The following is a 26,225-nucleotide window of genomic DNA, read 5'->3' on the forward strand; positions in this document are numbered from 1 at the left end:
TCCCGCCTCGCAGCTAAAAGAGGATTTAAGTATGCATGATTCGGGCTAAATCATTCCTTTGAGGATGATTCAAACGCCAACCATGGCTCTTCGAAAAACACAAGGGAAGTCACAAAAGCCTCTTTCATCAAATCCCATAAGTCCCTGCTTACAAAAAAGGGAAGGTTTCTGACCAAAAGGAATGATCTAATCAATGTACCGACAACCCATTGAGCCATAGCCTATCAAAAACAATAATAATGGGAGGTTTTGCCTTCAAAAAACATAGGCTTGCTGAGGAGATCGCCTATTCACAAAAAAATCAGACACAAAAAAAAATGCCCTTATGAGGCATTTCCGCTGCTCGACAGTCGAGACTTTAATAATGTTCCGATTGATCCAAAAGGTGCTCACGCCAGGGGCAGGCTTCCTACCCCGCGTCAGCAATCGCCCTTTGAATCAATTAAAAAGGTTTGTGATCAAATGTCTTACGCGTCACACCGAAACCGTCTTTTACCACTACAGTGTACTCTCCTGCTGGCATATTTTCGAAACGGAATGGCTTCATAAAACCCTCTTTGTCTTTTACTGTAGTCTTCGCTACTAAAACTCCAGACTCATCATAGATCGATACGATCACTTTAGAATCCATATTGGCCATATACAATACTTTGTAAGTTTCTGCATTGGCATTTCCAATTACACGGAAGAAAGATTTTCCTTTGGCTGCTTCTGTATCATTAATTCCCGCAAATGCGAAAGAAGCGGACATTACTAAAGCGAAGGCGATTGCTACAATGTTTTTCATAACGTTTTCTTTTTGTTCATTGATTACATTACAAACATACGGGGATAATTTTACGGAAATCGCATCATTATCATCTTTTTAATCGCCTATTCAGGAGGTTTCAGGGCTTCAAATTACCAAATTCGCAAACTAACCCTGAATTTTCGCCTTATTCTGCTGCCTTTCCTTAAAAGGTATATTCATTTTCGCAGCTTTTAACCACTAACTCCCAATGTTAACTTTTATTAATCTGCACAACAAAATTGCAAATTTCAAAATGAAACCCTTTTTCAAGCTTCTTTTTACGCACTTTTGAAAACCAAACATCGTTTTTTTGAACTCATTTTTAATCAAAGCTGAATTTTGGGCAAAAAAAAATGCCCTGACAGGCATCAATTCCGCGCTCAAAGCAGCTACAAAAAATATTACAGGCTCATTTCTCCACATTCCTATACCTGTCCGCTACCTTTTTAATTAAAACTCCGTTGGATTATGTACAAATTTCTTTCTGTAGGTTCCTTGATCATCCTTAATTACAACGGTATACTCTCCGGCAGGCATTTCTTCAAACCTGAAAGGTTTCAAAAAGCCGTCCTTCCCCTTAACAGAAGTTTTCACTACCATTCTTCCATCCTCATCATAAATAGACATCGTCACACGATCCTGCGGAGCGGACATATACAACACCTTATACATTCTGCCATAACCATTGCCGATCACATCAACATGGGTACTACTTTTGGCTTCACTATCTTTGGCTGCTAAAGCAGCGCCACTCATCATTATGGCAGTAACTGCCAACAAAAGCATCTTTTTCATAATTGTTAGTCTTTAAATTTAAGCTTCACTTCTACTAGTGCAAAGCACAGACTAAATCCCCATAAAATACCATTAATTTTTTTTGTGATTTTTTTCAACAAGATCCAGTAACTCAAAAAACACAATAGTAATGGGCTTGTATTGACAATTATTAGGAAGTTCATCGCGACGCAACCAACAAAAAGGAGGAACAAAATTGCGTTTCAACAATAAAACACAAAGAAACAAGACCTTGAAAGGAGCACATAATCATGAAATATGGCTTAAAAGGCGGTATTTCGACTAAAAAGTAAGGATTAAAAGATATGGATTAACCAGAGGAAGGGAAAATCAGGAGGTCGAAAAAAATATTAGGGCTGCGGTAAAAAAGAAAATCAATATGCAGCGAATCGACCCCAAGCTTTTAATATTACAATTGGCTATTCTAACAAAAAATCAAAATAAGGGGCATTTCAAACCAATACCCTTGAGAATAGTCCTCAAAAGTGACATCATTCAAAGGCGATTAGTCCTTGGGCTGATGGTAGAAGGTTTCTCTTTTCATTCCAAAGGAATCCTTGATGATAATAGTATACTCACCGGCGGGCATGTTCTCAAATCGGAAGGGTTTCAAAAACTCCGACTTGTCCTTGATATGGCTTTTCGCCACCAGGATTCCGGCTTCATCATAAATGGCCAAAGTTACTTTGCTTTGGATGTTGGCCATATAAAGGACTTTGTACGTTTTGGCATTGGCATTGCCAATCACCTTGACCATGGATTTTCCCTTGGTCGCTTCATTGTCCTTGTTCGCAGCGATGGCGGGCATGCCCAGCATGACGGCCATCAAAATCACAAATAGGTTTTTCATAATAGCAAACTAGTTTTGGTTAGTTTGTTAATGATGGAATTTACGGCGGCAAATGGAGCCTGTAAACCTGATTATGAATTATTTAATCGCCACCATCGCTTATGAAAAACATGAAATTCTAAATTTTATTAAATCGTCCACGAAAAAATAACTCAAACTGCTAACTTTCTTCTAAAGCACCGTTCTTGTTTTGATTTTACCACCCAAAACCTTCAATATTAAGCTTTTATCAACATAAATCGTTTTTTAAAGCTTTCCAAAAGCAGTCCATTTTTATGATAGAGATTTAACAATCTACTAAAGCAATTCCGCAGAATAAACTTCCCCATGGCCAAAAAACGCCAAAAAGGATACCATTTTTCATTACTGCACAAGCCTTTGATAAAAAAAGGCCATCCCACTTCCTCCCTAATTGCGAAACCAGCCAGTACTTACGCGCTTTCCCTATTGCCCACTTCCATGGCTTCTATGGTAGTCCGGATTATACATGCTTATCCTCGTTTAGCTGTAAGGCGGAAAAAATGAGGGAATTTTTCCTATTTCGAGTTTTTACCAACGAAACAGGTGAATGAGGAGAAAGCAAGCTTGCCCCAATTTGAGCTATTATTAATCAAAGAAAACAAGCCATAAAAACTAAAAACAAGCTATTTATCATTAACCAATATATTTGGCGGTGAATAATTCGGGATAGGAGTGCTTTCCTCCAAAACCCAGCAGATAAAAAAAAGCGGCCTATTTTCATAGGCCGCCTAGCAAAATAATAATGACAACAACTAGTACCGAAGTACTATTTTAGAGATTCTATCTACGGGCTGTTCACCCTTAAGCATTACTTACGCTTTTTTTCAGGCATGGTTCCAAAAATCACGTCCCAAAATGGGGAGCTCACCCCAAAGGCCACCGTATCATCCTTATAGTGATGGATGGCATGATGCACCCACAAAGTCTTGAAGGCATTATTTGGGGGTGCCCAGGCATGTACGATATAATGTACAAAAAGATAAGTGGCATAACCGCTAATGAAACCCGCCACAAAGCCAAAAGCCCAATTGCCCATTAAAAGCCTGAAAAATAAAAACATCAGGGTCACCACCGTCACACTCACCAGAGGAGGCATGGCCAAACGGCTTCTGTCCTTGGGGAAATCGTGATGCACCCCATGAAAGGTGTAGGTGAATCGCTTTTTCCATCCGGCATCCTCCACCATATGGTAAAGTTTTCGATGCGCCCAGTATTCTACAAAGGTGAACAGGGTGAAACCAAATAGAAAAACGCCAAATAAAGAAAACAGAGGCAGCAGCTGATGATAAGCTGCATAAATCATCAAACCCAAAGCGCCTCCATAAAAAATTACCAGAGGATAAACGATGTGGGTATGAGTGATCCTTTCAAGGATCGGATTTTTAAAAAGAGCTGGAGGCGATTTTGTTGTAGTAGCATTCTTTTTCATAGAATATCACAAGAGGTCAGAAAATTTCAGGCTTTTGCTTACCATTTTAATTAAAGTCCTTTCCTTTAAAGTACTAAACTTTAAGCAAAATATTCATATTACCTGATTCTTTCTATAATAAGCATTTGTAACGATAATCTTCTTTTCCACCAGCTTTCTAACGAATTTTTATGCACCAACAGCGCATTTTTCAATACAAAATCTCCTATATTCGGACAAATTGACTCAAAAATTAGAACACAACACACCATGAGCGAACAAAAAATCACCATTCAGAACGGAAAATTGCAAGTACCGAATAATCCAACCATTCCATTCATTGAAGGCGATGGTACCGGAGTAGATATTTGGCCGGCTGCGAAGCGTGTTTTGGATGCAGCTGTGGAGAAAGCTTACAATGGAGAGAAGAAAATCCAGTGGAAAGAGGTGTTGGCGGGTGAGAAAGCTTTTAATGCGACAGGAAACTGGCTGCCAACGGAAACTTTGGACGCCTTCAATGAATATTTAGTAGGGATCAAGGGACCATTGACCACTCCAGTGGGGGCGGTATCCGTTCTTTGAATGTGGCTTTGCGCCAGGAGTTGGATTTATTTGCCTGTGTGCGTCCGGTACGCTGGTTTGAAGGGGTGCCTTCTCCGGTAAAGCGCCCAGACCTTTGTGATATGGTCATCTTCCGTGAAAACACCGAGGATATCTATGCGGGTATCGAATATATGAACGGTACGGAGGAGGCTGAAAAGGTGAAAAACTTCCTTCAAAATGAAATGGGCGTGAAGAAAATCCGCTTTCCGGAGACTTCCTCTATTGGTATCAAACCCGTATCAGTAGAAGGGACGGAGCGCCTGGTACGTGCGGCCATTGAATATGCGATCAAGTACGACAAGCCATCGGTGACTTTGGTACACAAAGGAAACATCATGAAGTTTACCGAAGGGGCTTTCAAAAATTGGGGCTATGCCCTGGCAGAGCGCGAATTCGGTGATCAGGTATTCACCTGGGCACAATATGACCGCATTGCAGAAGAGGTAAGCAAGGAAGCGGCGGATAAAGCACAAAAAGAAGCGGTGGATGCAGGTAAAATCATCGTGAAAGATTCTATTGCAGATGCCTTCTTGCAGCAGATCTTGTTGCGTCCGGCAGAATATTCCGTAATCGCAACCCTGAACCTGAACGGGGACTATGTATCGGATGCTTTGGCGGCCATCGTAGGGGGTATCGGTATTGCTCCGGGAGCGAATATCAACTACCAGACGGGAAATGCCATCTTCGAGGCGACTCACGGTACCGCTCCGAAATACGCAGGACAGGATAAGGTAAACCCGGGGTCGGTCATCCTTTCCGGTGCCCTGATGTTGGAGCACTTAGGCTGGACGGAAGCTTGTAATTTGATCTATAAGGGCATCGAAGGAGCCATTTCCAAAAAGCGCGTGACTTATGATTTCGAGCGTCTGATGGAAGGGGCTACCTTATTGAAATGTTCTGAATTTGGCGAAGAGATCGTAGCCAATATGTAAGCCTAAAAGGGCAGGAGCTGCACTCCAATTCATAAAATATCCAAAACACCCTGCCATCTGCGGGGTGTTTTTTTTGTATCCGATCACGTACAGCGCCAAAAAATCCCCCCATCAGGCGATGCTAATCGGTCAATCCGTTCTTCGCTTTCATTTTTTCCCTCGAACTTTAGCTCATCAGCCTTCCAATCAGCTCCTGACCACCTGTCATTCGGTAATTTTTGCAGGAGCTTTTTCAGGCAAGTATACTTCGCCAGTCCTCCACCAACCACATCTGTTGAAAGCCAAAAAGAGGAGGAATCAAATGGCATGAATGGTGACAGAAATTGCTTATATTTGTATTTAGAGCGCAGAAAAATAGCGCGTTCTTGTAAAAGAAGGAGAAGATATGTTCTTAATATACGATACCGAGACCACCGGTTTACCTCAGAATTATAATGCCCCTGTTACGGATCACGACAACTGGCCCCGCATGGTCCAGCTGGCCTGGCAGTTGCATGATGAGCAAGGTAATCTGGTGGAAGTGAAAAACTTTATCGTCAAGCCGGAAGGCTATTCGATTCCCTTTAATGCCACGAAGATCCACGGCATCTCCACCCAGCGTGCAGAGAAGCAGGGTATGCCACTGGAGTATGTGTTAGAGGAATTCGAAAAGGCTTTGGCCAAGTCCCAATTCTCGGTAGGGCAGAACATTGAATTCGATGTGAACATTGTCGGGGCAGAACTGGACCGAAAGGGAAGAGATACCGGTCAGATTTTAGAAAAACCGATCCTGGACACCAAGGATGAGGGAACGGATTTCTGTCAGATTCCCGGAGGTAGAGGGGGGAAATACAAATGGCCTACCCTGACGGAGCTGCACGTGAAGCTATTCGGAGAAGGTTTTGCCGAAGCCCACAACGCCTCTGCCGATGTGGAAGCAACAGCCCGCTGTTTCCTCGAAATGGTACGTATCGGCCTCTATTCTGCCGAGCGATTAGGCACCACCGAGGACGTCATAGCAGCATTCAAAGAGAATAATCCTTCCACCATTGCGGCCATCGGGCTGAATATTGAGCCCTATACGCCGGACAATGTAGAATTTGCTGAGGAGACCGACGGAGACCGTGGCACTACGGATACCGCCACGGCCATTGACCTGACTGACGTCCCTTTTGTGCATTTGCACGTGCATACGCAGTTTTCGGTATTGTCGGCCACCTGTGATATCGGTTCGCTCGTCAGCAAGACCAAGGAGTTGGGCATGCCGGCAGTGGCCATGACAGACCATGGAAATATGATGGGCGCCTTCCACTTTGTGCGCGATGCCCTGAAAAATGACCTGAAACCCATCCTGGGCTGTGACTTTTATGTGGCGGAAGAATACCAAAAACGCCAATTTACCAAAGACAATCCCGATCGCCGTTTCCAACAGACGCTGATTGCCAAGAATAAAGCCGGTTATCATAATTTGGCCAAGCTGAGCTCGATTGCCTATGTGGATGGTTTATATGCAGGCTATCCCCGTGTGGACAAAGACCTGATCGTTCAGTATAAAGAAAACATCATCGCCACTACCGGTAACCTGAATGGGGAAATTCCGGACCTGATCCTGAATGTGGGGGAAGAAAAGGCCGAGGAAGCCTTCCGCTGGTGGCATGGCCACTTCGGAGACGACTTCTATGTGGAGCTGATGCGCCATGGTCTGGAGGAAGAGGATCACGTCAATGAGGTGTTGATCGGTTGGGCTAAAAAATATGGAGTCAAATACTTCGCCTCCAACAACGTCTACTACATCAATCAGGATGGGGCCGATGCCCATGACATCCTGTTGTGTGTGCGCGATGGGGAAAAGAAAGAAACGCCTATAGGTCGCGGCCGTGGCTACCGCTTTGGCTTCCCGAATGATCAGTTCTACCTGAAATCTCCGGAAGAGATGAAGGAACTGTTCAAAGACATTCCGGAAGCCATCGTGACGACCAATGAGATTTACGAAAAAATTGAGGCTTATGAGCTGGCCCGGGAAGTACTGCTACCCGCCTTTGACATCCCCGAGCAATTCATACATGAAGAGGATGAAAAAGACGGGGGCAAGCGCGGAGAGAATGCCTACCTGCGCCACCTGACCTACGAAGGCGCCTATAAACGTTGGGGTAAGGAGCTCTCGGAGGACATCAAGGAGCGACTGGACTTCGAGTTGATGATTATCGAGAAGACGGGTTATCCCGGTTACTTCCTGATTGTGCAGGACTTTACCTCCGCCGCCCGTGATATGGGCGTATCGGTGGGTCCGGGTCGTGGATCGGCAGCGGGATCAGCCGTGGCCTATGCCATCGGAATTACGAATGTGGATCCGATTGAGTACGACCTGCTTTTTGAGCGTTTCCTGAATCCGGATCGTGTCTCCCTGCCCGATATTGATATTGACTTTGATGATGAAGGACGCGGAAAGATCATCGACTGGGTAGTAGAGAAGTATGGACACAATCAGGTGTCCCATATCATCACCTACGGTACGATGGCCGCCAAATCATCGATTCGGGATACCGCCCGTGTGATGGACTTACCCTTACCGGATGCGGACCGAATTGCCAAACTGGTACCAGACATCAAGCTGAAAAAGCTCTTCGGCATGTCGCCGGACCAGCTGAAAGATAAACTGAATTCCGACCAGATGGAAATGGCCCGTCAGCTGATGGACATCTCCAAGCAATCGGATATGGAGGGGAATGTATTGAACACCGCCCGCGTGCTGGAGGGTTCCATGCGGAACACCGGTATTCACGCCTGCGGTATCATCATCACCCCTGACGATATTACCAAATTCATCCCGGTGTCTACCGCCCGCGATGCGGACCTGCTCGTTACGCAGTTCGATAACTCCGTGGTAGAGGATGCCGGTATGCTGAAAATGGACTTTCTGGGGCTAAGAACCCTGTCCATTATCAAAGATGCCATCAAGCTGGTGAAGCAGCGCCATGATGTTGACATTGATCCGGATGAAATTCCGCTGGACGATGCCAAGACTTATGAGCTTTACCAAAAGGGAGAGACCAATGGTACTTTCCAGTTTGAGTCCCCGGGGATGCAGAAGCACCTGCGTTCCTTGAAGCCGGATAAGTTTGCCGATCTGATCGCCATGAACGCCCTGTACCGTCCGGGTCCTTTGGAATACATTCCAAACTTTATTGCCCGTAAGCACGGTAGGGAAGAGATTGCCTACGATTTACCTGATATGGAGAAATACCTGGCCGAAACCTACGGGATTACGGTCTATCAGGAGCAGGTGATGTTGCTTTCTCAGCTATTGGCGGGCTTTACCAAAGGTGAGGCGGATATGCTGCGAAAGGCCATGGGTAAGAAAATCTTCGCCCTGCTGGAGAAGCTGAAGCCGAAGTTCATCGATGGTGGTAAAGCCAATGGGCATCCGGAAGATCGCCTGGAGAAAATCTGGAAAGACTGGGAAGCCTTCGCCGCCTATGCCTTTAACAAGTCCCACTCAACCTGTTATTCGGTGGTGGCTTTCCATACCGGTTACCTGAAGGCCAACTATCCACCGGAATATATGGCCTCGGTCCTGACCCACAACATGAACGACATCAAGAAGGTGACCTTCTTTATGGAGGAGTGCCAGCGGATGAAGATTCCGGTATTGGGTCCGGATGTAAACGAGTCCTCGCTGAAGTTTACCGTAAACGAAGAGGGGGCGATTCGCTTCGGGATGGGCGCCATCAAGGGAGTAGGAGAGGCGGCTGTGGAGGCCATTGTGCGCGAGCGCGAAGAGGGTGGCCGTTACCAATCGATCTTTGACTTTGCCAAGCGGGTAGATTTACGTGCAGTCAATAAGAAGGCCATGGAGTGCTTAATCCTCGGCGGAGGCTTTGACTCCTTCAATATTCCGCGTGCAGCCTATATGCATCAGGAAAATGAACGCGATCCCTTGTTCTTTGAAAAGGCCGTTCGCTATGGACAACGCCAGCAGGAGCAAGCCCGACAGGCGCAAGTATCCCTTTTCGGAGGAGATTCCGGCGTAGCAGATCCGGAACCGCAGGCACCGAAGGTCGAAGAGTGGTCGTCGATCACCAAGCTGAATAAAGAAAAAGAGGTGGTGGGGATTTATATCTCCGGTCATCCGCTGGATGACTTCCGGGTAGAGCTGGACATGTTCTGCAATGCAGACCTGGGCCAGCTGGAGGTGAATATGGACAGCCTGGTGGGCCGTGGAGAAATCGCCTTGGGCGGTTGTATTACCGATTGCTCCCACCGCTACACCAAAAAAGGACAGCCATTCGGTACCCTGACGGTGGAAGATTATTCCGGTTCCTTTACTTTCTTCCTCTTTGGAGAAGACTATGTAAAATTCAAGCAGTATATGGAGATCGGCTGGTTCATTTACCTCAAGGGGACGGTACAGGTGCGTCAGTGGGATCCGAGCCGTAAGGAATTCAAGATCCGCTCTATCGAATTGCTGGGCAATATCCGCGATAAGCTTTCCAAAACGGTGGCTTTGCAGATTGAGGCCAAGGACATCACCAATGAATTAGTGGAACAGATCAAACTGATCAGCCGTCAGCATCCCGGGCAATGTAACCTGAAGGTGGTCATTCGTGATTCGGAGGAAAATATCACCATAGATATGATTTCCCGCTCCATGCAGGTGAAGCCGGAAAATGAGCTGTTGCGGAAGATGGATGAAATTCCGGAGATTGAGTATTCTATTCAGACTTAACCCGAATTATTCACCGCTTAATTTACTTCTTAGTCATAAGGAGTTAATTTTCAGTTCATTAAAATTTATTTTCATTGATTTATAATAGCCCAAATTTGGGCATGCTTGCTTTCTCCTCATTTATCTGTTTCGTGGAAAAAAAACTCGAAATAGGAAAAATTCCTTCATTTTTTCCGCCTTATGGCTAAACGGGGATTTAAGCATGAATTTTCCGGGTTAAGGGCGGTATTCTGCCTTTCGCCGCATAATTATTGGGGAAGAGCTCCGCTATCACCGCATCCGGAAGGGCTTTCTGAGAAAGACGGAAAACGGGTTTCCAGCCTCCGGAAGCAAAGCGGCCAACCCGGCCTGAGGCGATAGGGACCTACCCAAAAAAGGAAATCCCCAATGGACCATAGCCGCCATTGGGGATTTTTTTCAAACCTTTTTCATTCACCATTAGGCTCAAAACGTGTTACCCGAAATATTCACCGCTAAATTTCGTCAATCGACTAAATGATTTATTTTCAACTCCATAAGGTTGAACTTATTGATTAATAACCCGAATTCGGGCAAGCTTTAAATAATATAGTCTAACTCAGTGGTGACTTTGATCCCCTTTGCTTTAAGTTTTTGAGTAAAAATCCCATCTCCGGGAACCAATCGACCAGAAAAGCTCCCGTCATAAATTAAGCCGCAACCACAGGAGGGCGATTTGGCTTTCAATATGGCGGCTTGCACCCCCGCGGCCTCAGCTTGCTTCAGGGCCTCATCGGCTCCGGCCATAAAGGCCGCTGTCACATCTGTACCGGATTGGGTACAAATTTTATTCCCCTGCATTTCAGCCGGTACTCGAGGAGTGGGCAGTCCGCCAAGTACTTCCGGACAAAGGGGCAGGAGGTTTTCTGCCCCATAGCGATCAATGATCTGCTGTTGGAGGTTATGGCGACCATCATAACGACAATGTTGCCCCATTAAACAAGCGGATATCGCTACTTTTTTTTTCACAAATTAGACTTTTCTTTTCGAACAATTGCTTTCTGCATGGCCAGGTTATTGGGGTAAGCAATTTCATTTCCTTCCAAATCAATTACCCGAATATTGAACAGGTTAATGTCGATGACTTTACCTTCGGCTCCGTTGTCTCCATCTTTTATTTTGATATGATCTCCAATTTTAAAGGGAGCATTAAAAAACAGAATCAGGGCGGAGGTGATGTTACTCAAAACAGACCAGGCTGCGAAAAAGGCCACCCCGACGACGGTAAAAATGGACGCAATATAAACCGAAAGGCCCTGAACCGAAACCTGCCAAATCATGCCCAGACCAATAAGTCCGAGTACTGAAAGCAAGAAAGTAACCACCTTCTGAACATAGGCCGCCCGAAAGGGCAGGTAGTCCCTTTTTACGCCAGAAGAATGAATATAACGAACTAAAAGGGTCCTACTCGTAAAAAAAAGGACAAACAAACAGAGCGTTCCAAGCAGTTCATAGTGGATTGTTTGCATTGGTATTTTTTATGGTTAATACTGTGTAAATAATGGGTAAATAGGTAGGGGAGGCTACCTAAAGCGCTAATTTGAGCGAGAAGGTAGTGTAAATTTAATCAATGGAAAAGGGTCGATAATAGAAAGTCTGTTAAAAGATTCTATCTTTGTAATTTACTTCAGTAGTAGCATTTTCAAAAGGTTTGTTCCTAAGAAAATTTCTATGCTGCGGGTAAAAAATGCCTCAATTTTTCGGGAAAACCAAGAGGACACGCTCAAAACCATTTCGCCCCATCATTCACCTTCCGGCAAGGGTTGCGGTGCAAGTCGGTAAGCAGGAAGGGATTGCAAGGAGGAGAAAAAAAATCAACCCCCCATTAAGCTAAAATCCATTGGTTACCCCAAGATCATTTGAGGTAAAGAAAGAAAGAAAGAAAAGCGAACAGCATTTCGATAGGATAGATCTAAAAAAAACAGAAAGCAGCGCATCTATGGCCAAGGGGAGCAAAGAAACACCTTTGATGAAGCAGTACAATGCCATCAAGACACAATATCCGGGAGCACTTTTACTTTTCCGCGTAGGAGACTTTTACGAGACCTTCGGGCAGGATGCCGTCACAGCGGCCAAGGTGCTGGATATTGTCCTGACCAAAAGGGCCAATGGTTCGGCCTCCCATGTGGAGCTGGCCGGTTTCCCCCATCATGCCCTGGATGCTTATCTGCCGCGCCTGGTGCGGGCGGGTCATCGGGTGGCGATCTGCGATCAGTTGGAGGATCCGAAATCCGTTAAAGGCATCGTGAAGCGGGGCGTGACCGAACTGGTGACCCCCGGCTTGTCTTTCAATGATCAGGTACTGGATCAGAAGGTCAACAACTATCTGGCGGCGGTTTATTTCGGCAAAACGCAGCATGGGGTGTCTTTTCTGGACTTGTCCACCGGAGAGTTTTCTGTGGCCATGGGGGATTTATCCTATATCGAAAACCTGATTCAGAGTTTCCGTCCCTCCGAAATCCTTTACAGCCGCAATCAGAAGGAAGCCTATACCGCTTCTTTTCGTGATCAGTACAATACTTTCTCTTTAGAGGAATGGATTTTCTCGGCCGAATACGGTTATGATAAACTCAAAAACCACTTCCGCACCGATTCCCTGAAAGGCTTTGGCATTGAAGGCTTTGCTGAAGGGATTATTGCGGCCGGAGCCGTATTATTCTACCTCGAAGATACCGAGCATAAAGAAGTGGCGCACATTACGAGCATTTCCCGCATAGAGGAAGACCGCTATGTATGGCTGGATAAATTTACCATCCGTAATCTGGAGCTGCTATATCCGCAGCAGGAGGGCGGCGTTCCTTTGATACAGGTTTTGGACCATACGCTCACCCCTATGGGTGGTCGCCTATTGAAAAAGTGGATGGTCTTGCCATTGAAGGACCTGAAGACCATCCGGGAGCGTCATGCCTGCGTGGAGGCCTTCACACAAGAGGAGGAATTGCAGGAATTATTGCAGGAGCAGTTGCGGCATATCTATGATTTGGAAAGGCTGATTTCCAAGGTGGCTGCCGGCCGTATCAATCCGCGGGAAATGGTGCAGCTGAAAAAAGCCCTAATGGCGCTGGGCCCTATTCGCCAGGCCTTACTGGACAGCCCTTATGCCGAACTGCAGGCCTTGGCGGAGCGGATTCACCCCTGCCAGGTGCTTTTTGAGCGCATTGCCACCATTTTGAAGGAAGATCCGCCGATGTTGATCCATCAGGGGAACCTGATCAATGATGGCATTAATGCGGAGCTGGATGAATTGCGCCAAATCGCCTTTTCGGGCAAGGATTATCTGGAATCGATTAAAGAAAGAGAGAAGGAGCGCACGGGCATTCCCTCGCTGAAGATCTCCTATAATAAAGTATTCGGCTACTATCTGGAAGTGAGCAAAGCGCATCAGGATAAAGTACCGGAGGAATGGATCCGTAAACAGACCCTGGTCAATGCCGAGCGTTACATTACCCAGGAACTGAAAGTCTATGAAGAAAAAATCCTGGGTGCCGAGGAGAAATTACAGGTCATTGAGCAGGCCTTATTCCGCGATTTGGTGGCTTTTGCTACCGATTTCATCGGGCAGGTACAGCAAAATGCCCTGGCAGTGGCCAGTATTGACTGCCTGAGTTCCTTTGCGCAAGCGGCTCTGGAGCATGATTACACCAAACCGCAGATGTCAGAGGATTTACAGCTCGATATCAAGGCGGGACGCCACCCGGTAATCGAAAAACAATTACCCGCCGGGGAGCCTTACATCCCCAATGACATTTACCTGGACGATGCCGACCAGCAGATCATCATCATTACCGGTCCGAATATGGCCGGTAAGTCCGCCTTGCTACGTCAGACGGCCCTGATCGTACTGATGGCTCAGATGGGTTCCTTTGTGCCAGCAGAAGCTGCCCAAATCGGTTGGATCGATAAAGTCTTTACCCGTGTGGGCGCCTCGGACAACCTGTCCAAAGGAGAGTCCACCTTTATGGTGGAGATGACCGAGACCGCCTCGATCATGAATAACCTTTCCGAGCGCTCTTTAATCCTGATGGATGAAATTGGGCGGGGGACTTCTACCTATGATGGGGTTTCGATTGCCTGGTCGATTGTGGAATACCTGCATAATCACCAAAAGTGCAAGGCCAAAACCCTTTTTGCCACCCATTATCACGAGCTCAACCAGCTTTCCGAAGACTTTAAAGGCATTAAGAACTACAATGTCTCTGTGAAGGAAATGGATGGCAAGGTGATCTTTTTGCGCAAGCTGCGTGCGGGGGGCTCTGAGCACAGTTTTGGTATTCATGTGGCCCAATTGGCAGGTATGCCGAAGCCGATTGTGAGTCGGGCCAATGAAGTGCTGGCCCATTTGGAAGAGAGCCGTACCAAGGAAAAAACCAAGGAGCGCATCGAGGCCATGCCGAAAAATAATTTCCAGATGAACCTGTTTGATGCAGTGGATCCGAAGCTGGCGGAAGTCGAACGGATGATCCGTAAAATGGATGTCAATACCCTGACTCCCATTGAGGCGCTGATGAAGCTGAATGAATTAAAAAGTAAGCTGGAGCCCAACTAATCAGGACAACGTGCTTAATAGGCATAAATAGGGAAATAGGCTTCCTGATTTTTTTTCCCAGAAACAAAACACCGCAGGCAAATACAGTACGTATGCTGCCTGCGGTGTTTTCTGTTTTAAACCAATGATGCTCCTTAACCCGAATCATTCACCGCCAGATTCATAATAAAGACCCACGGAGCGTATTCACAACGCACTACAATTTGGTTTGCTTTTTTTAAATCGCCCAAATTGGGGTAGGCTTGCTGTCTCCCTCTTTTTCTGCTGCTGCTACCTTGGGAAAAATGAAATAGAAAAGATTCCTTCATTTTTTCCGCCTTGCAGCTAAACGAGGATTTATGCGTCAATAATCCGGCTTAAAAGACCAAATCAATTTCAGGCTAACAGCCCCACGACAATGGCGAAGAGGGTAATGGCGGTTACCGCAATGATGGCGGGAAGGTTTTTCGCTACAATTCCTTTTTGATTTTTGTACATCCTTTTGAGCTTTAGTGCGTCTGTATAACATTTTCGAGCCCAAAAAGATCAAAAAAAAGCACCTCCGAAGAGATGCTTGTAAATTTCTTTAGAAAGCAGACGCGCTAGTGCGCCTGACCAACGGCCTGACTTGGCACTTCTTGCTCAACGGCTGCAGAAGCATCAGCACCATCATTCACATGATGATATACCCCAATAGAAAGTGCCAAAATGATAATAGCAAAGACCATCATCAATGGGTAAAAAGCTTTGCTCAAAAAACTGAATTGCTTAGAATTACTCATAGTTTAAAATTAACGTTGTTCGGTATTCATTAGTCTGATTCGGAAACCGGTTTCAAGCTTAAGCAAGCCAAACACCACATTTTGCTTCTTATTGACCTGAAACTAACCCCAAACTTAAAAAAATAATCACTGGATTACCAGCTAGGGATCTGATTAAGATGAATTTAAGTTAGTTAATTTTGCCTTGGGACAAAATGATCTGTCGATTTTATCCGCAATTTTATCAGATATCCAACAAACGTTTGCATTCATTGCCATTCCTTAAACCATCAGTGGGCAATTTCATAAATTTAACATTTTCGGAAAATTATTTTTGCTAAACCTGTTTATGGATGAATAAAACCCCAGGTTTCCAACAGGGACTCACTACCCAAAATGATCATTTGAACCCCCATTACCGCAATAATCAGCCCCATCAGGCGAGCAATTACGTCCAATAAGTCCCGACCAAGGGCATTGGTGATTTTTTCACTATAAATAAAAGAGAGATAAACCATCAGGGTAACCAAAGCGCCGATGGTGACAATCAAAAAAGAATTCAGCCAACCGGGATACATGCCTGCAAAGTTCATTCCCACTGCCAAAGTACCCGGCCCCGCCAGCATGGGCACCGCCAGCGGGGAGACCGCTATATCCATCGAGGACATGTCTTCTCGCTCAATATCATCTTGTGGGCTGTTTTCCTTACTCATATGCCCTCTTAATAATTCAATCCCGGCGGAGATCATAATCCCCCCACCCACCAGGCGAAAAGCATTCAGGGTGATGCCGAACATTTGAAAAATCACATTCCCCACCACCACAAAGAGCGCCATGATGATAAAACTGATCAGGCAAGCCTTATTGGCGATACGACGGCGAGTTTCAGGCTTGAACCTTTCCACCAGCCCAACATAGACCGGCATCATGGCAAAAGGATTCATCATGGTGAAAAAACCCAGAAAAACCGTTGTAAAGAACAGTTGATATTCCATTCACAAAAAATTATAGGGTATATGACTATTTGGCCGCAAACATAGAATTTTGACCTGATAATTCCCTATCAATAAGGAATTATTATGAAAAAAGAAAACGAAATAAAATTCTGAGTTTTCTGTACCCTAATAGCTATTACAGCTTAATCAAGTCCCTGATGGGGATATTTGGCAAATAAAATTTTGTCAATAAAAAAAAGCCCGCTCATTTGAAGGGCTTTTCGGGTATTTTATAAAATTCTGAAGTTCTGAACTACCGCTTCAACCATTCCGGAATGGCCTCAAAAATCTCCACGGTCGCACGTGATTTATTCAAGGTATAGAAATGCAAGCCCGGAGCTCCTCTTTCCAACAGTTCCATACACTGTTTCAATGCCAGATACACCCCGGCGGTATACATTTTCTCCGGAGAATCTTTAATCGGCTCCAGGGCATTAACAATACGCTGCGGAATATTAGCATTCACCATCTCCGAAAAGCGCTTGATCTGATTAAAATTAGTAATCGGCATGATGCCCGGAATGATTCGGGCAGTAATACCGGCCTGTCGGCACTTTTCAACAAATGAGAAATAAAAATCATTATCGAAAAACATCTGCGTCACCACAAAATCCGCCCCCTGATCCATTTTATATTTCAGATAATCGATATCAGAAGCCATATTATCTGCCTCGGGATGTTTTTCCGGATAACCTGCCACCCCAATGGCACTTTGTCCGTTTTTGGCAGCAAAGGCCACTAAATCACTGGCATTATTAAAACCACTCTCCTGCTTCTCAAAAGTGCTTTGCCCTTTTGGAGGATCTCCTCTTAAAAGCATTAAATTCTCCACCCCCAAACCCTGCAGATAATCCAGATCGGCTTTGATTCTTTCTTCATTGGCGCCCACACAGGTGTAATGGGCCATGGTGGTCAATTGATGTTTATTCTGAATATAATCCACCAAGTCAAAAGAAGCATTTTGATGGCTTCCTCCAGCCCCATAGGTCACCGAGACGAAGTCAGGAGATAGTTTTAACAACTGCCCCAGGTTAATCCCAAATTCAATATTGGCTTTTAAACTTTTGGGAGGAAAAAACTCAAAGGAGAAAGTTTTAGATTTTTTTTCAAAAATTTCAGTGATTTTCATATCGCGATCCCAGTTATAAAATTGGAGTTTAATCTTACAAAATTACAAATACGCCTAAGTTTCCGCAAACGGTTGCGCTGAATAGATTCATTAAAAAAGTGCAAAAAACACCCCTAAAAACAGGCTAATTCCATGAAATTAAACAGAAAAATTCAATTAAAAAATTGCCCGGTTTTGTCGTCCCGCCAGAGGGGTGCCAATTTTTCATTTGTTTTGGTCAAAATTCAAAATTTTTGAATTTAAGCCAAAATATACATATCGAATTTAAGATCCCGCAAAGAAATGATAAATGTCATGTTATTTTAAAAAAATATAGCGATATTTGTAATGTAGATTTTTGGAGGACAGAACAGGAGTGGAGTCCTGTTCCGATTTTTTTAACTTAAACAAGCGATTTTTTTGACTATACTTTTTACTGTTTTTTTAATGAAATAATGGCTGGGAGCCAAGCTTACAAATTGTGGAATGGACAAGAAATTTGTAAATGCGGTTTTATTTTTTCAGCTGAAACGAAATGAACTTTTTTATCTCAACTTATCGCAAGGATTTTTTGGACTGCAACTGCCATCTCGGAAGAGGTGGCAGTTTTTTTTGCTTCACCGCATTTAGAATTTAACCACAACCGTGCCAAAAATCACTTATTGTCCATTTTGGCAAACAAAAAGCGCCCTAAAAGGAGCGCTTAATATCTTTATAACAATCGCCTTATTTGATTTTAATAAGACCGGAGTCGTTTTACTAGCCGGCAAACTCCTTCAAATCTTCAATTTTAATCAAACCTTCATACAAAGCTTTTCCAACGACTACCCCTTTGACACCAATTTCTTCAAGGCGTTTAATATCTTCAATAGAACGCACTCCACCACTATTCACCAGGTGAGCATCCGGAAACTGCTGCACCAATTGCTCCATCATTTCAAAATTGGGGCCTTCCAGGGTTCCGTCTCTGGAAATATCCGTTACTTTAACAAACTTGAGTCCCCGGGAAGTAAAATATTCGATATGTTCTTCCAGCTTTATCATCGTATTCTTTCGCCAGGCATCCGTCATGATCATCCCTCCCAGCGCATCTGCCGCCATTGCAATACGTTCGCGCCCAAAGGTCATCAACCACCCCACAAACAAACGGGAATTTTCCACCGGCAAGCCTCCGGCAGTCACACTTTTTGCCCCATATTCAAAAACTTTGTTTATGGCCCCATCGGTTAAAACCCCTCCAGCAAAGTTCACCTTTAAGCTGGAGTGAGAACTTATGGTGTCGAGAATATCCAGATTCACCGGCTCCCGCTGCTTGGCCCCGTCCAAATCTACCAAATGAATTTGTTCTACCCCCACGTCGAGAAATTTATTGGCCATGTCCACCGGAGAGGCGGAATATTCCACTGCCGTTTCATATTTTCCTTGATGCAGGCGAACCACTTTATTGCTTAATACTGCTAAAGAAGGGATAATTTCTATCATTATGGTTTTGATTATTGTTGAGGTAAAAAAGTAACAGGTTTCATATGGTAATATAACAAAAATCGCCTGTTTTCTGCTTCTTATTTGGTTTAATAAGGGAATTTATCCTATTCATCAGGGGATTTTAAGCCTCTGATTCCACAAACTAAGGGCAGTCCGCGGAAGCTATTTTTGCAGTCGTATTATTCACCGAAAATATCAATAAGTCTAAGCGTTTAATTTTCTCCAAGCATGGAGGTTGTCATTCCTGAGTTTCAAATAGCCCAAATTTAGGTAAGCCCCATTTCTCCTCCCTCATCAGCTTCCTTGGAAAAATATGGTAACAGGAAAAATTTCTTCCTTTTTCCCGCCTTACCGCTTCAGAAGGATTGAAACATAAATAAGCCCACCTAAGTCATCTCAGCCAAACGAAACCCCTGGCCGTGAATAGTTTGAATCAGGACAGAACTATCCGCCTTCAGGTACTTCCGAAGTTTCGCAATATAAACATCCATGCTTCGGGCATTGAAATAGGAATCATCCTGCCAGATTTCTTTCAGGGCTTCGGAGCGGTCCATGGTTTGGTTTTTCTTCTTCACCAAAAGCTTCAATAATCCGGCTTCTTTGGCCGTCAGGTGGGTGGTGGTGCCTGCTACCGTTAACTCCTGCCGGTGAGCATCAAAAACACAATTTCCAAATTCAAATTTGACCATCTCCTGGTTTTGAGGCGCATCCGCATAGGTTCGTCTTAAAATAGCTTTCAGGCGAAGTAACAGCTCCTCCATTGAAAAAGGCTTGGTCATATAATCATCCGCCCCCAGGCTTAAGCCCTCCAGGGTATCCTCTTTCAGCGATTTGGCGGTCAGAAAAATAAAGGGCACTTCTTTGCCAGAGGCCCGAATTTCCCTGGCCAGGGTAAAGCCATCTTTTTTGGGTAACATCACATCTAAAATGCAAAGATGAAATTCCTCTGACTTAAAGGTATCCCAGGCTTCCTCTCCATCCTGACACCAAACGGTGGGGAAGCCTTTAATGGTTAAGTATTCATGTAGAATCTGGCCAAGGCTGGGATCATCTTCCACCAATAAAATTTTAGCGTTCTGTTCCATAAGGTAAAAATAAGGAAAAAGTGGATCCTTTCCCAAGTTGACTAATGACTTCAATTTGTGCCCCCAGCGCGTCCACAGCGGACTTCACATAGGAAAGCCCCAAGCCAAATCCCTTCACATTGTGAACATTCCCGGTGGGAATGCGATAAAATTTATCAAAAATATTGCTCAAATGTTCTTTATTCATTCCGCAACCGTGGTCTTGCACGGTGATGCGCAATCCATTTTCTTCCTGACTTAAACTCAGGCTAATCCAGGGCGCTTCCGGAGAGTATTTATTGGCATTATCCAGCAGGTTCTCCACGATATTGGACAAATGCACCCGATCGGTTCGAATCACGGTGCGCTCCGCTTTCAGCTCACAGATTACTTTTCCGCCTCTTTTTTCTACCTGAAGCGCAATATGTTCGGCCGATTGTCGCAAGATCTCTGCTACATCCACCGTCTCCCATTTTACCTTCATCCGTTCGCGATCCATTCGGGCTACCTGCAAAACCTTTTCCACCTGTTGCCCCAATCGCTTATTCTCATTGCGAATAATGCCTAAATAGCGGTCCACAATCGTCGGGGAAGTCCGCATATCAGGGTCTGCCAAAGCTTCACAAGCCAGGGAAACCGTAGCAATAGGTGTTTTGAATTCATGGGTCATATTATTGACGAAGTCATTTTTCATCACCGACAATTTCTTTTGGCGAAGAATAATATGAACCGCATAGGCAAAACAAAGGATCATCATCAACACCAAAAGAAGGGAAGAGCCCATGGCAACGCCTACCTGTCCAATAAGGAAACGCTTCTTTTCAGGAAAATCCAGTAATAACTTGGTATTGGAACTAAAAAAATCATTGGGGTAAAGAATGGTTTTGAAATCCGTTTGTTTCAGATTTTGAAGTTGCCCCGGCTCCATATTATTCATCAGGAACTGATCATCCTGCATGACGGCATAATGGAAATTGATATTCATTCCCCGCCGGGAAAGCTCTGCAGAAAGGAGAGAATCGAGCATATTTTTGTTCAACCGTTGCGCTACCGTTCTGGGGGCGGCAAACATTTGATCAACGATTCTCTGGACCATTTTAGTCCTTTCCTCCATTTTCTTTTTTTGCTCCTCCAGGGCTTTTTCTTTTAATTCCGGCCAGTTTTTCTTCCATCCATTTTTCTTTAGTTGTGGGCTTGGATACTGAATAACGATCTGATCTCCGCTCTTCACTGCCGGCTCATGAAACTCCAGTAGAGAATCCCCGCTAATCACCTGAAAAGCGAAATGCCCATCCTGTCCATTGGAACTTTCCGCTGAAAAACTAAAGTCGAACTGCTGAGCTCCCTTTGGAAAGGCGCCGACATCAATATTGATGTCCAGCATCATCTGCTGCATTTCTTGCTCCACGGCGGCCATCTGCTGTTCAAAAGAATTCATGGCATTTAATCTTGCCTGCAAAGAATTTTGAAAAAAGCCATTTTGAAGACCATGCCTGCCGCCTGGAGATTGCTGATTAACCCAATAGAAAAAATCCGTATCTACCAATACCTCCTGCTGCTTCTGTACCCGGTGCAACACCTCTTGTTGTTCCAAATTGGCCGCCACCGCATTCAAGGCCAGGTGCACATCCTGATTAAAACGCTCCTCATTCACTTTCATGGCATTGCCGACCCAATACAATTGGAAAGCCAGCAGGCCCAATGTGGACAAGCACATGATTAAAATGACAATATTGAGATTTCTCTTATTCATAGCCCTGGGGTTATGCCCCCTAATTTAAGGGCTAATTTCAAATCTCTATGGCCCGCCACCTGCCTTTTAACATCTTTTAACTTGTTTTAACAGGGCATTAACAAAATAAACCAATGGTATCCAATACCTTAGCGGCTGAAAATTCATCAAACACCAGCCCTATGAAAAAGCTAAAACTCCTCCTTTTGTGCCTCCTGTCAATGAACCTTTCGCTTATGGCGCAGGAAGCTTCACAAAAGTTCAGCCTCAAAATGATGACCGTGGACCAGGAAGGTAATAAAGTCACCATTGAACGCGAATACGACAGCCCTGAGGCCATGCAAAAAGATCGGGAAAAGCTGAAAAAAGAAATGCAGGAAGCCGGCATGGCAGATTTCCAAATGCATTCTTTCCCGCATGGTGAAGAAGCTTTTCACTTCCCTTTTGCATTGGATTCCGGAGCGCAATTCAATATGGATTTTAATTTCGAATTTGATCATGAAAAACTGGATTCCATGGTGCAAATAAAGATGAAGCAGGTGAAGGTTTTAGAGGACAGTATGACGCATCCTTTTGTATTTATCACTGAGGGGGACTCCACAGCGGCGGATGTATTGGTCTGGAAAAACCAGCTAGAGGGACTCCCAACGGAAGAAGAAATAAAAGCCATGGAAGAAAAACTGATGAAGCAGCTGGAAAAAACAAAACTGAACCAGCTGGAAATTGAAAAAATCATTGAAACCACTACCAACGCCCTGGCGGAGGCCAAACAAAACACCGCTTTTCAGGAAAATATTTTTTTCCATCACCCCCATTCCCGAAACCATAGAACAGTGAAAATTGCAGACCTTAATCAGGCTGAACAAAGCGAAAGCAAATGGAAAAGCCTCCCTTTAGAAAGAATTCAATTAAAGGCCAGTCCCGGTCAAATTGAGCTCAGCTTTAGCGCTCCATCAAAAAATACGCTGATCCAATTATTAGACGCTGAAATGCAAGCCCTCTATCAGGAAGAATACAATGGTTTTGACGGCCATTATGAAGGCGCTATCTCCACTCAAAATCTCCAAAATGGTCACTATCGATTGCAAATCATCCAGGGAAAAAAAGCCTATCAGAAAAAAATAGTGGTAGAATAGCTACTCATTTTCATAATCCATCCCCGAACAGCAGAAGCTTTCGCTTTTTGCTGTTCTTTTTTTACACAGACAAGCGCGAATATTTTTTAACAAAAAGGAATTTGCACTTTTTAAACTTTATTTCATTCTCACAACCCTTTCTTTTTTTCTCTTATCGAAAGCCAAAATACCAGTAATCGAAGGGCTAAGGCAAATTTGGCCCTTAAATTACCTGCATGTTATGATTCTCGAAATCCTCCTCTAAATTATTATATCCTAAAGCTTTGACAGTCCAAAAGCATAGATTTAGATTAGAAAATTAATATTTTGATTTGAAAAAATACCTAAAAGGGGGTTTTATTAATTTTTAAAGAAGTTAAAAGCCATCAAGAAATCCCTTTTATTTTCTTTGAAGAGATTTATTACATTTGGTCACGGTTGTTAGAAAGAGTAGAACCCAAAATTTGAACCGACGCTAGAAATCAGTCTCTTACCATTTTGTACTATTTTTAGCTATAGTCTCCACTTCTTTGGCCGCTCCATTCCCAAAAACACCGAATCCGCCCACAAGTCGTTACTTTTGTCATGAAATGGGCGGTGATAAATCAATTTTTCACCCAAAATATTGGAGAGACTCATGTCCGAGAACGCCGCCACTCAAACCCTGAACCAAGAACAAAAAGAAGTAAAAGTGATCCAACCCAAACATATCGTAAAACGAAACGGAAAGCGCGTGGTTTTCGACCCACAAAAAATTGCCAATGCATTGGATAAATGTTTTGCAAATGTGGGCCGTCAGCCATCAGAATTGAAGACCCTAATTGACAGTCTTACTGAAAGAGTGGTCAACATTGTCTCCGCACAGTATGATGTACCGACGGTGGAAAATATTCAGGATATTGTGGAGATGACGCTTCAGGCGGAGGGAGAATACGCAGCGGCAAAGCACTACATCCTTTATCGTGCTGAGCATGCGAAAATGCGTGAAAGTCGTCCAATACCGCAGGAAGTAAAAGAAGACTTTGCGGCCTCAGACGTTTACTTCCCGACACAACTACAAAAATTTCAATTTTACGATAAATACTCCCGTTTTGGCTATGAAAAAGGCCGACGAGAAACCTGGATTGAAACCGTTGACCGGGCGGTGGATTTCATGAAGGAATTATCTGAGAGCAGATTACCTGCCTCCGATTATGAAAGATTACGCAAAGGCATTCTGGAGATGCGTGTAATGCCTTCGATGAGGCTATTGGCGATGGCGGGTCCGGCGGCGCGTCGTAACAATATGTCCATTTACAACTGTTCTTACTTACCAGTAGACTCCATGGACTCCTTTGTGGAAGCCCTGTTGATCTCAATGGCGGGCTGCGGCGTAGGCTTCTCGGTAGAGAACGAACATATTGAAAAGTTCCCAAGAATTAAACGCCAAAAAGGACAAACGCTGGCTACCCACGTGGTCAAAGATACGACTGAGGGTTGGGGAGAATCTCTAAGAGCTGGACTGGATGCCTGGTTCAAAGGTTATGACATTAAATTTGATTATTCTTTAGTTCGCCCGGCAGGTGCGGTATTGCGCATTAAAGGTGGCCGTGCTTCCGGTCCTGAGCCATTGCGTCAAATGCTGGATTTTGCCCGTGCAAGAATCATTGCACGCCAGGGTAGCTTCCTAAGATCATTGGATGCGCACGACATTATGTGTGCGATTGGTTCAGCCGCAGTATCCGGTGGGGTACGCCGTACGGCGATGATTTCTCTATTCGACTTTGATGATGACGCGATGCGTCATTCTAAAGACGGGGATTTTTGGAGAACCAACCCACAGCGCTGGAACGCCAATAACTCTGCGGTATGGCCGGATCGTGAATTGTCTCAGGCAGAAATTGCCAAGTACATGTTAGACATGGTACATTCTGAGCGTGGTGAGCCTGGTATTTTCAACCGAAAAGCAGCCATTGCTACCATGCCTGAACGAAGAAAAGAGGCGCGCTTCGGAACCAATCCTTGTGGAGAAATCATCCTTCGTCCATTTGAATTCTGTAACCTTTCCGTAGCGGTGGCCCGTCCGGAAGATTCATTGGAAGACCTGAAAGAAAAAGTAGAATTAGCCACCATCATTGGAACAATTCAATCAATGGCCACTCACTTCCCCGGGCTTCGTGAACAATGGAGAAAGAACTGTGAGGAAGAGCGTTTATTGGGTGTGGACATCAACGGACAGTTGGATAGCCCATTAGCACAGGATCCAAAAGTGATGGCAGAATTAAGGGATTTGGCAGTAGATGTGAATGCGCGTTATGCAATGGTGTTGGGCATCAATCAGTCTGCTTCGGTTACTTGTGTGAAGCCCTCCGGCAACTCCTCTCAGCTATTGAATTGCTCGCCGGGTATTCACTCTCGCTGGGCTCCTTATTATATTCGAAATGTAAGGGTAGGAGCTGCCACTCCTATTTACAAGGTATTGAAAACTTCAGGCGTACCGATGGATCCGGAGAATGGACAAACTGCCGACAATGCCACAACCTGGGTGGCACACTTCCCGGTCAAAGCTCCGGAAGGCGCAGTTACCCGCAATGACCGCTCTGCACTGGAGCAGTGCGAATATTGGTTAAGGGTGAAATCAAATTATACGGAACATAACCCTTCGGTGACCATCACCTATAAGCAGGATGAAGTGTTGGATATCATTCGTTGGGTATGGGAAAATCAAAATCGTATTGGAGGCATGACCTTCCTTCCGGCTTATGATGCTCAATTTGATCAAATGCCATATGTGGAAATTGACCAGGCCACTTATGAAAAATTAAGTGCGGAATTCCCTGAAATTGATTTCTCGAAAATTTACCGTTTTGAGGAAGAAGATTATACCACGGCCGCTCAGGAATTAGCTTGTATGGCCGGCCAGTGTGATATTTAACCCTAATTATTCACCGCCAAATTTATCAAGCCAACACAAGTGACATAATTTCAAGTCTTTAAACCTAATTTTCTTTGAATTATAATAGCCCAAATTTTGGAAAGCTTGCTTTCTCCTCATTCATCTGTTTCGTTGGAAAAAACTCGAAATAGGAAAAATTCCTTCATTTTTTCCGCCTTACAGCTAAACGAGGATTAAAGCATGAATAATGCGGGTTAATCAAACAGTTAAATATTGTTAAAAGCCGTTTTCTTAACTGAAAACGGCTTTTTTTTAATCTTTCGTATAATAATTTCCTTTAGTTTTGAAAAAACAAGGAACAAATAATGAGTAAATGGCCATTAAGATTGCTATTGACCTCATTTTGTCACTTTTCGTATATTTATCTAACAGGAATCGGCTTG

16 protein-coding genes and 1 pseudogene are annotated in these 26,225 nt (G+C 44.4%); 5 read left to right on the plus strand and 12 right to left on the minus strand.

Annotation, left to right across the window (positions count from 1 at the left end):
* Positions 1-442: 442 nt before the first annotated feature.
* The 4 genes from NG22_RS14185 to NG22_RS14210 all read right to left on the minus strand — a co-directional run bounded on the left by NG22_RS14185 (position 443) and on the right by NG22_RS14210 (position 3,885).
* Entirely contained in the window at positions 443-787 is a 345-nt protein-coding gene (locus NG22_RS14185) for a hypothetical protein (RefSeq protein WP_053406327.1), read from the minus strand.
* A gap of 453 nt (positions 788-1,240) precedes the next feature.
* Complete coding sequence (locus NG22_RS14195) at positions 1,241-1,585, minus strand: T9SS type A sorting domain-containing protein (RefSeq protein WP_053406329.1); 345 nt, start codon at positions 1,583-1,585, stop codon at positions 1,241-1,243.
* A gap of 505 nt (positions 1,586-2,090) precedes the next feature.
* Entirely contained in the window at positions 2,091-2,435 is a 345-nt protein-coding gene (locus tag NG22_RS14200; RefSeq protein ID WP_053406330.1) for a hypothetical protein, read from the minus strand.
* Between the two features lie 829 nt (positions 2,436-3,264).
* The gene (locus NG22_RS14210) at positions 3,265-3,885 is read right to left on the minus strand and encodes a sterol desaturase family protein (RefSeq protein ID WP_053406332.1); all 621 of its coding nucleotides are present in this window, start codon (positions 3,883-3,885) and stop codon (positions 3,265-3,267) included.
* Positions 3,886-4,134: 249 nt separating this feature from the next.
* Between NG22_RS14210 and icd the strand changes: the two are divergent.
* A pseudogene (gene icd, locus NG22_RS14215) lies at positions 4,135-5,399 on the plus strand (NADP-dependent isocitrate dehydrogenase).
* A 385-nt stretch (positions 5,400-5,784) separates the two neighbouring features.
* Positions 5,785-10,104, plus strand: coding sequence for a DNA polymerase III subunit alpha (gene dnaE / locus NG22_RS14225; RefSeq protein ID WP_053406334.1), 4,320 nt, complete (start codon positions 5,785-5,787; stop codon positions 10,102-10,104).
* Between the two features lie 558 nt (positions 10,105-10,662).
* Here the strand turns inward: dnaE and NG22_RS14235 are convergent.
* Both NG22_RS14235 and NG22_RS14240 read right to left on the minus strand, forming a co-directional pair.
* Entirely contained in the window at positions 10,663-11,091 is a 429-nt protein-coding gene (locus tag NG22_RS14235; protein WP_072159099.1) for a DUF523 domain-containing protein, read from the minus strand.
* Positions 11,088-11,591: a mechanosensitive ion channel domain-containing protein gene (locus NG22_RS14240; RefSeq protein ID WP_053406337.1), complete on the minus strand. Its 504-nt coding sequence runs from the start codon at positions 11,589-11,591 to the stop codon at positions 11,088-11,090. Before NG22_RS14240 ends, NG22_RS14235 begins: the two co-directional genes overlap by 4 nt.
* 470 nt (positions 11,592-12,061) lie before the next feature.
* Here NG22_RS14240 and mutS point away from each other — a divergent pair, with 470 nt between their 5' ends.
* Positions 12,062-14,668, plus strand: a complete 2,607-nt coding sequence (gene mutS, locus NG22_RS14245) for a DNA mismatch repair protein MutS (protein ID WP_053406974.1) — start codon at positions 12,062-12,064, stop codon at positions 14,666-14,668.
* 581 nt (positions 14,669-15,249) lie between these two features.
* Here mutS and NG22_RS14255 read toward each other — a convergent pair.
* The 6 genes from NG22_RS14255 to NG22_RS14280 all read right to left on the minus strand — a co-directional run bounded on the left by NG22_RS14255 (position 15,250) and on the right by NG22_RS14280 (position 21,813).
* On the minus strand, positions 15,250-15,429 hold the full coding sequence (locus NG22_RS14255; RefSeq protein ID WP_053406339.1) for a hypothetical protein: 180 nt from the start codon (positions 15,427-15,429) through the stop codon (positions 15,250-15,252).
* Between the two features lie 326 nt (positions 15,430-15,755).
* A complete protein-coding gene (locus NG22_RS14260; protein ID WP_053406340.1) occupies positions 15,756-16,403 on the minus strand; it encodes a MarC family protein in 648 nt (215 codons plus the stop codon).
* A gap of 253 nt (positions 16,404-16,656) precedes the next feature.
* Positions 16,657-17,532 carry a methylenetetrahydrofolate reductase [NAD(P)H] gene (gene metF, locus NG22_RS14265; protein ID WP_053406341.1) on the minus strand — a complete coding sequence of 292 codons (876 nt, stop codon included), beginning with the start codon at positions 17,530-17,532 and terminating at the stop codon, positions 16,657-16,659.
* A gap of 738 nt (positions 17,533-18,270) precedes the next feature.
* Positions 18,271-18,993, minus strand: a complete 723-nt coding sequence (locus NG22_RS14270) for a HisA/HisF-related TIM barrel protein (protein WP_053406342.1) — start codon at positions 18,991-18,993, stop codon at positions 18,271-18,273.
* A gap of 389 nt (positions 18,994-19,382) precedes the next feature.
* Positions 19,383-20,081 (minus strand): response regulator transcription factor, encoded by a 699-nt coding sequence (locus tag NG22_RS14275; protein WP_053406343.1) that lies wholly within the window; start codon positions 20,079-20,081, stop codon positions 19,383-19,385.
* The gene (locus NG22_RS14280; protein ID WP_082305089.1) at positions 20,065-21,813 is read right to left on the minus strand and encodes a cell wall metabolism sensor histidine kinase WalK; all 1,749 of its coding nucleotides are present in this window, start codon (positions 21,811-21,813) and stop codon (positions 20,065-20,067) included. Before NG22_RS14280 ends, NG22_RS14275 begins: the two co-directional genes overlap by 17 nt.
* A 161-nt stretch (positions 21,814-21,974) precedes the next feature.
* On the opposite strand from NG22_RS14280, the gene NG22_RS14285 reads away from it, so the two are divergent.
* A complete protein-coding gene (locus NG22_RS14285; RefSeq protein ID WP_157601113.1) occupies positions 21,975-22,928 on the plus strand; it encodes a hypothetical protein in 954 nt (317 codons plus the stop codon).
* 616 nt (positions 22,929-23,544) lie between these two features.
* Complete coding sequence (locus NG22_RS14290; RefSeq protein ID WP_053406346.1) at positions 23,545-25,821, plus strand: ATP cone domain-containing protein; 2,277 nt, start codon at positions 23,545-23,547, stop codon at positions 25,819-25,821.
* The last annotated feature ends 404 nt before the right edge of the window (positions 25,822-26,225 follow it).

It is taken from the genome of Persicobacter sp. CCB-QB2 (genome assembly GCF_001274635.1).
Lineage (GTDB): Bacteria > Bacteroidota > Bacteroidia > Cytophagales > Cyclobacteriaceae > Persicobacter > Persicobacter diffluens.

Bases quoted from the DNA above. Each gene is read 5' to 3' on its own strand.
- dnaE (WP_053406334.1), top strand. From the start codon at position 5,785: ATGTTCTTAATATACGATACCGAGACCACCGGTTTACCTCAGAATTAT.
- NG22_RS14270 (WP_053406342.1), bottom strand. From the start codon at position 18,993: ATGATAGAAATTATCCCTTCTTTAGCAGTATTAAGCAATAAAGTGGTT.
- NG22_RS14185 (WP_053406327.1), bottom strand. From the start codon at position 787: ATGAAAAACATTGTAGCAATCGCCTTCGCTTTAGTAATGTCCGCTTCT.
- NG22_RS14210 (WP_053406332.1), bottom strand. From the start codon at position 3,885: ATGAAAAAGAATGCTACTACAACAAAATCGCCTCCAGCTCTTTTTAAA.
- NG22_RS14200 (WP_053406330.1), bottom strand. From the start codon at position 2,435: ATGAAAAACCTATTTGTGATTTTGATGGCCGTCATGCTGGGCATGCCC.
- mutS (WP_053406974.1), top strand. From the start codon at position 12,062: ATGGCCAAGGGGAGCAAAGAAACACCTTTGATGAAGCAGTACAATGCC.
- NG22_RS14275 (WP_053406343.1), bottom strand. From the start codon at position 20,081: ATGGAACAGAACGCTAAAATTTTATTGGTGGAAGATGATCCCAGCCTT.
- NG22_RS14195 (WP_053406329.1), bottom strand. From the start codon at position 1,585: ATGAAAAAGATGCTTTTGTTGGCAGTTACTGCCATAATGATGAGTGGC.
- NG22_RS14280 (WP_082305089.1), bottom strand. From the start codon at position 21,813: ATGAATAAGAGAAATCTCAATATTGTCATTTTAATCATGTGCTTGTCC.
- NG22_RS14260 (WP_053406340.1), bottom strand. From the start codon at position 16,403: ATGGAATATCAACTGTTCTTTACAACGGTTTTTCTGGGTTTTTTCACC.
- NG22_RS14255 (WP_053406339.1), bottom strand. From the start codon at position 15,429: ATGAGTAATTCTAAGCAATTCAGTTTTTTGAGCAAAGCTTTTTACCCA.
- metF (WP_053406341.1), bottom strand. From the start codon at position 17,532: ATGAAAATCACTGAAATTTTTGAAAAAAAATCTAAAACTTTCTCCTTT.
- NG22_RS14290 (WP_053406346.1), top strand. From the start codon at position 23,545: ATGTCCGAGAACGCCGCCACTCAAACCCTGAACCAAGAACAAAAAGAA.
- NG22_RS14240 (WP_053406337.1), bottom strand. From the start codon at position 11,591: ATGCAAACAATCCACTATGAACTGCTTGGAACGCTCTGTTTGTTTGTC.
- NG22_RS14285 (WP_157601113.1), top strand. From the start codon at position 21,975: ATGAAAAAGCTAAAACTCCTCCTTTTGTGCCTCCTGTCAATGAACCTT.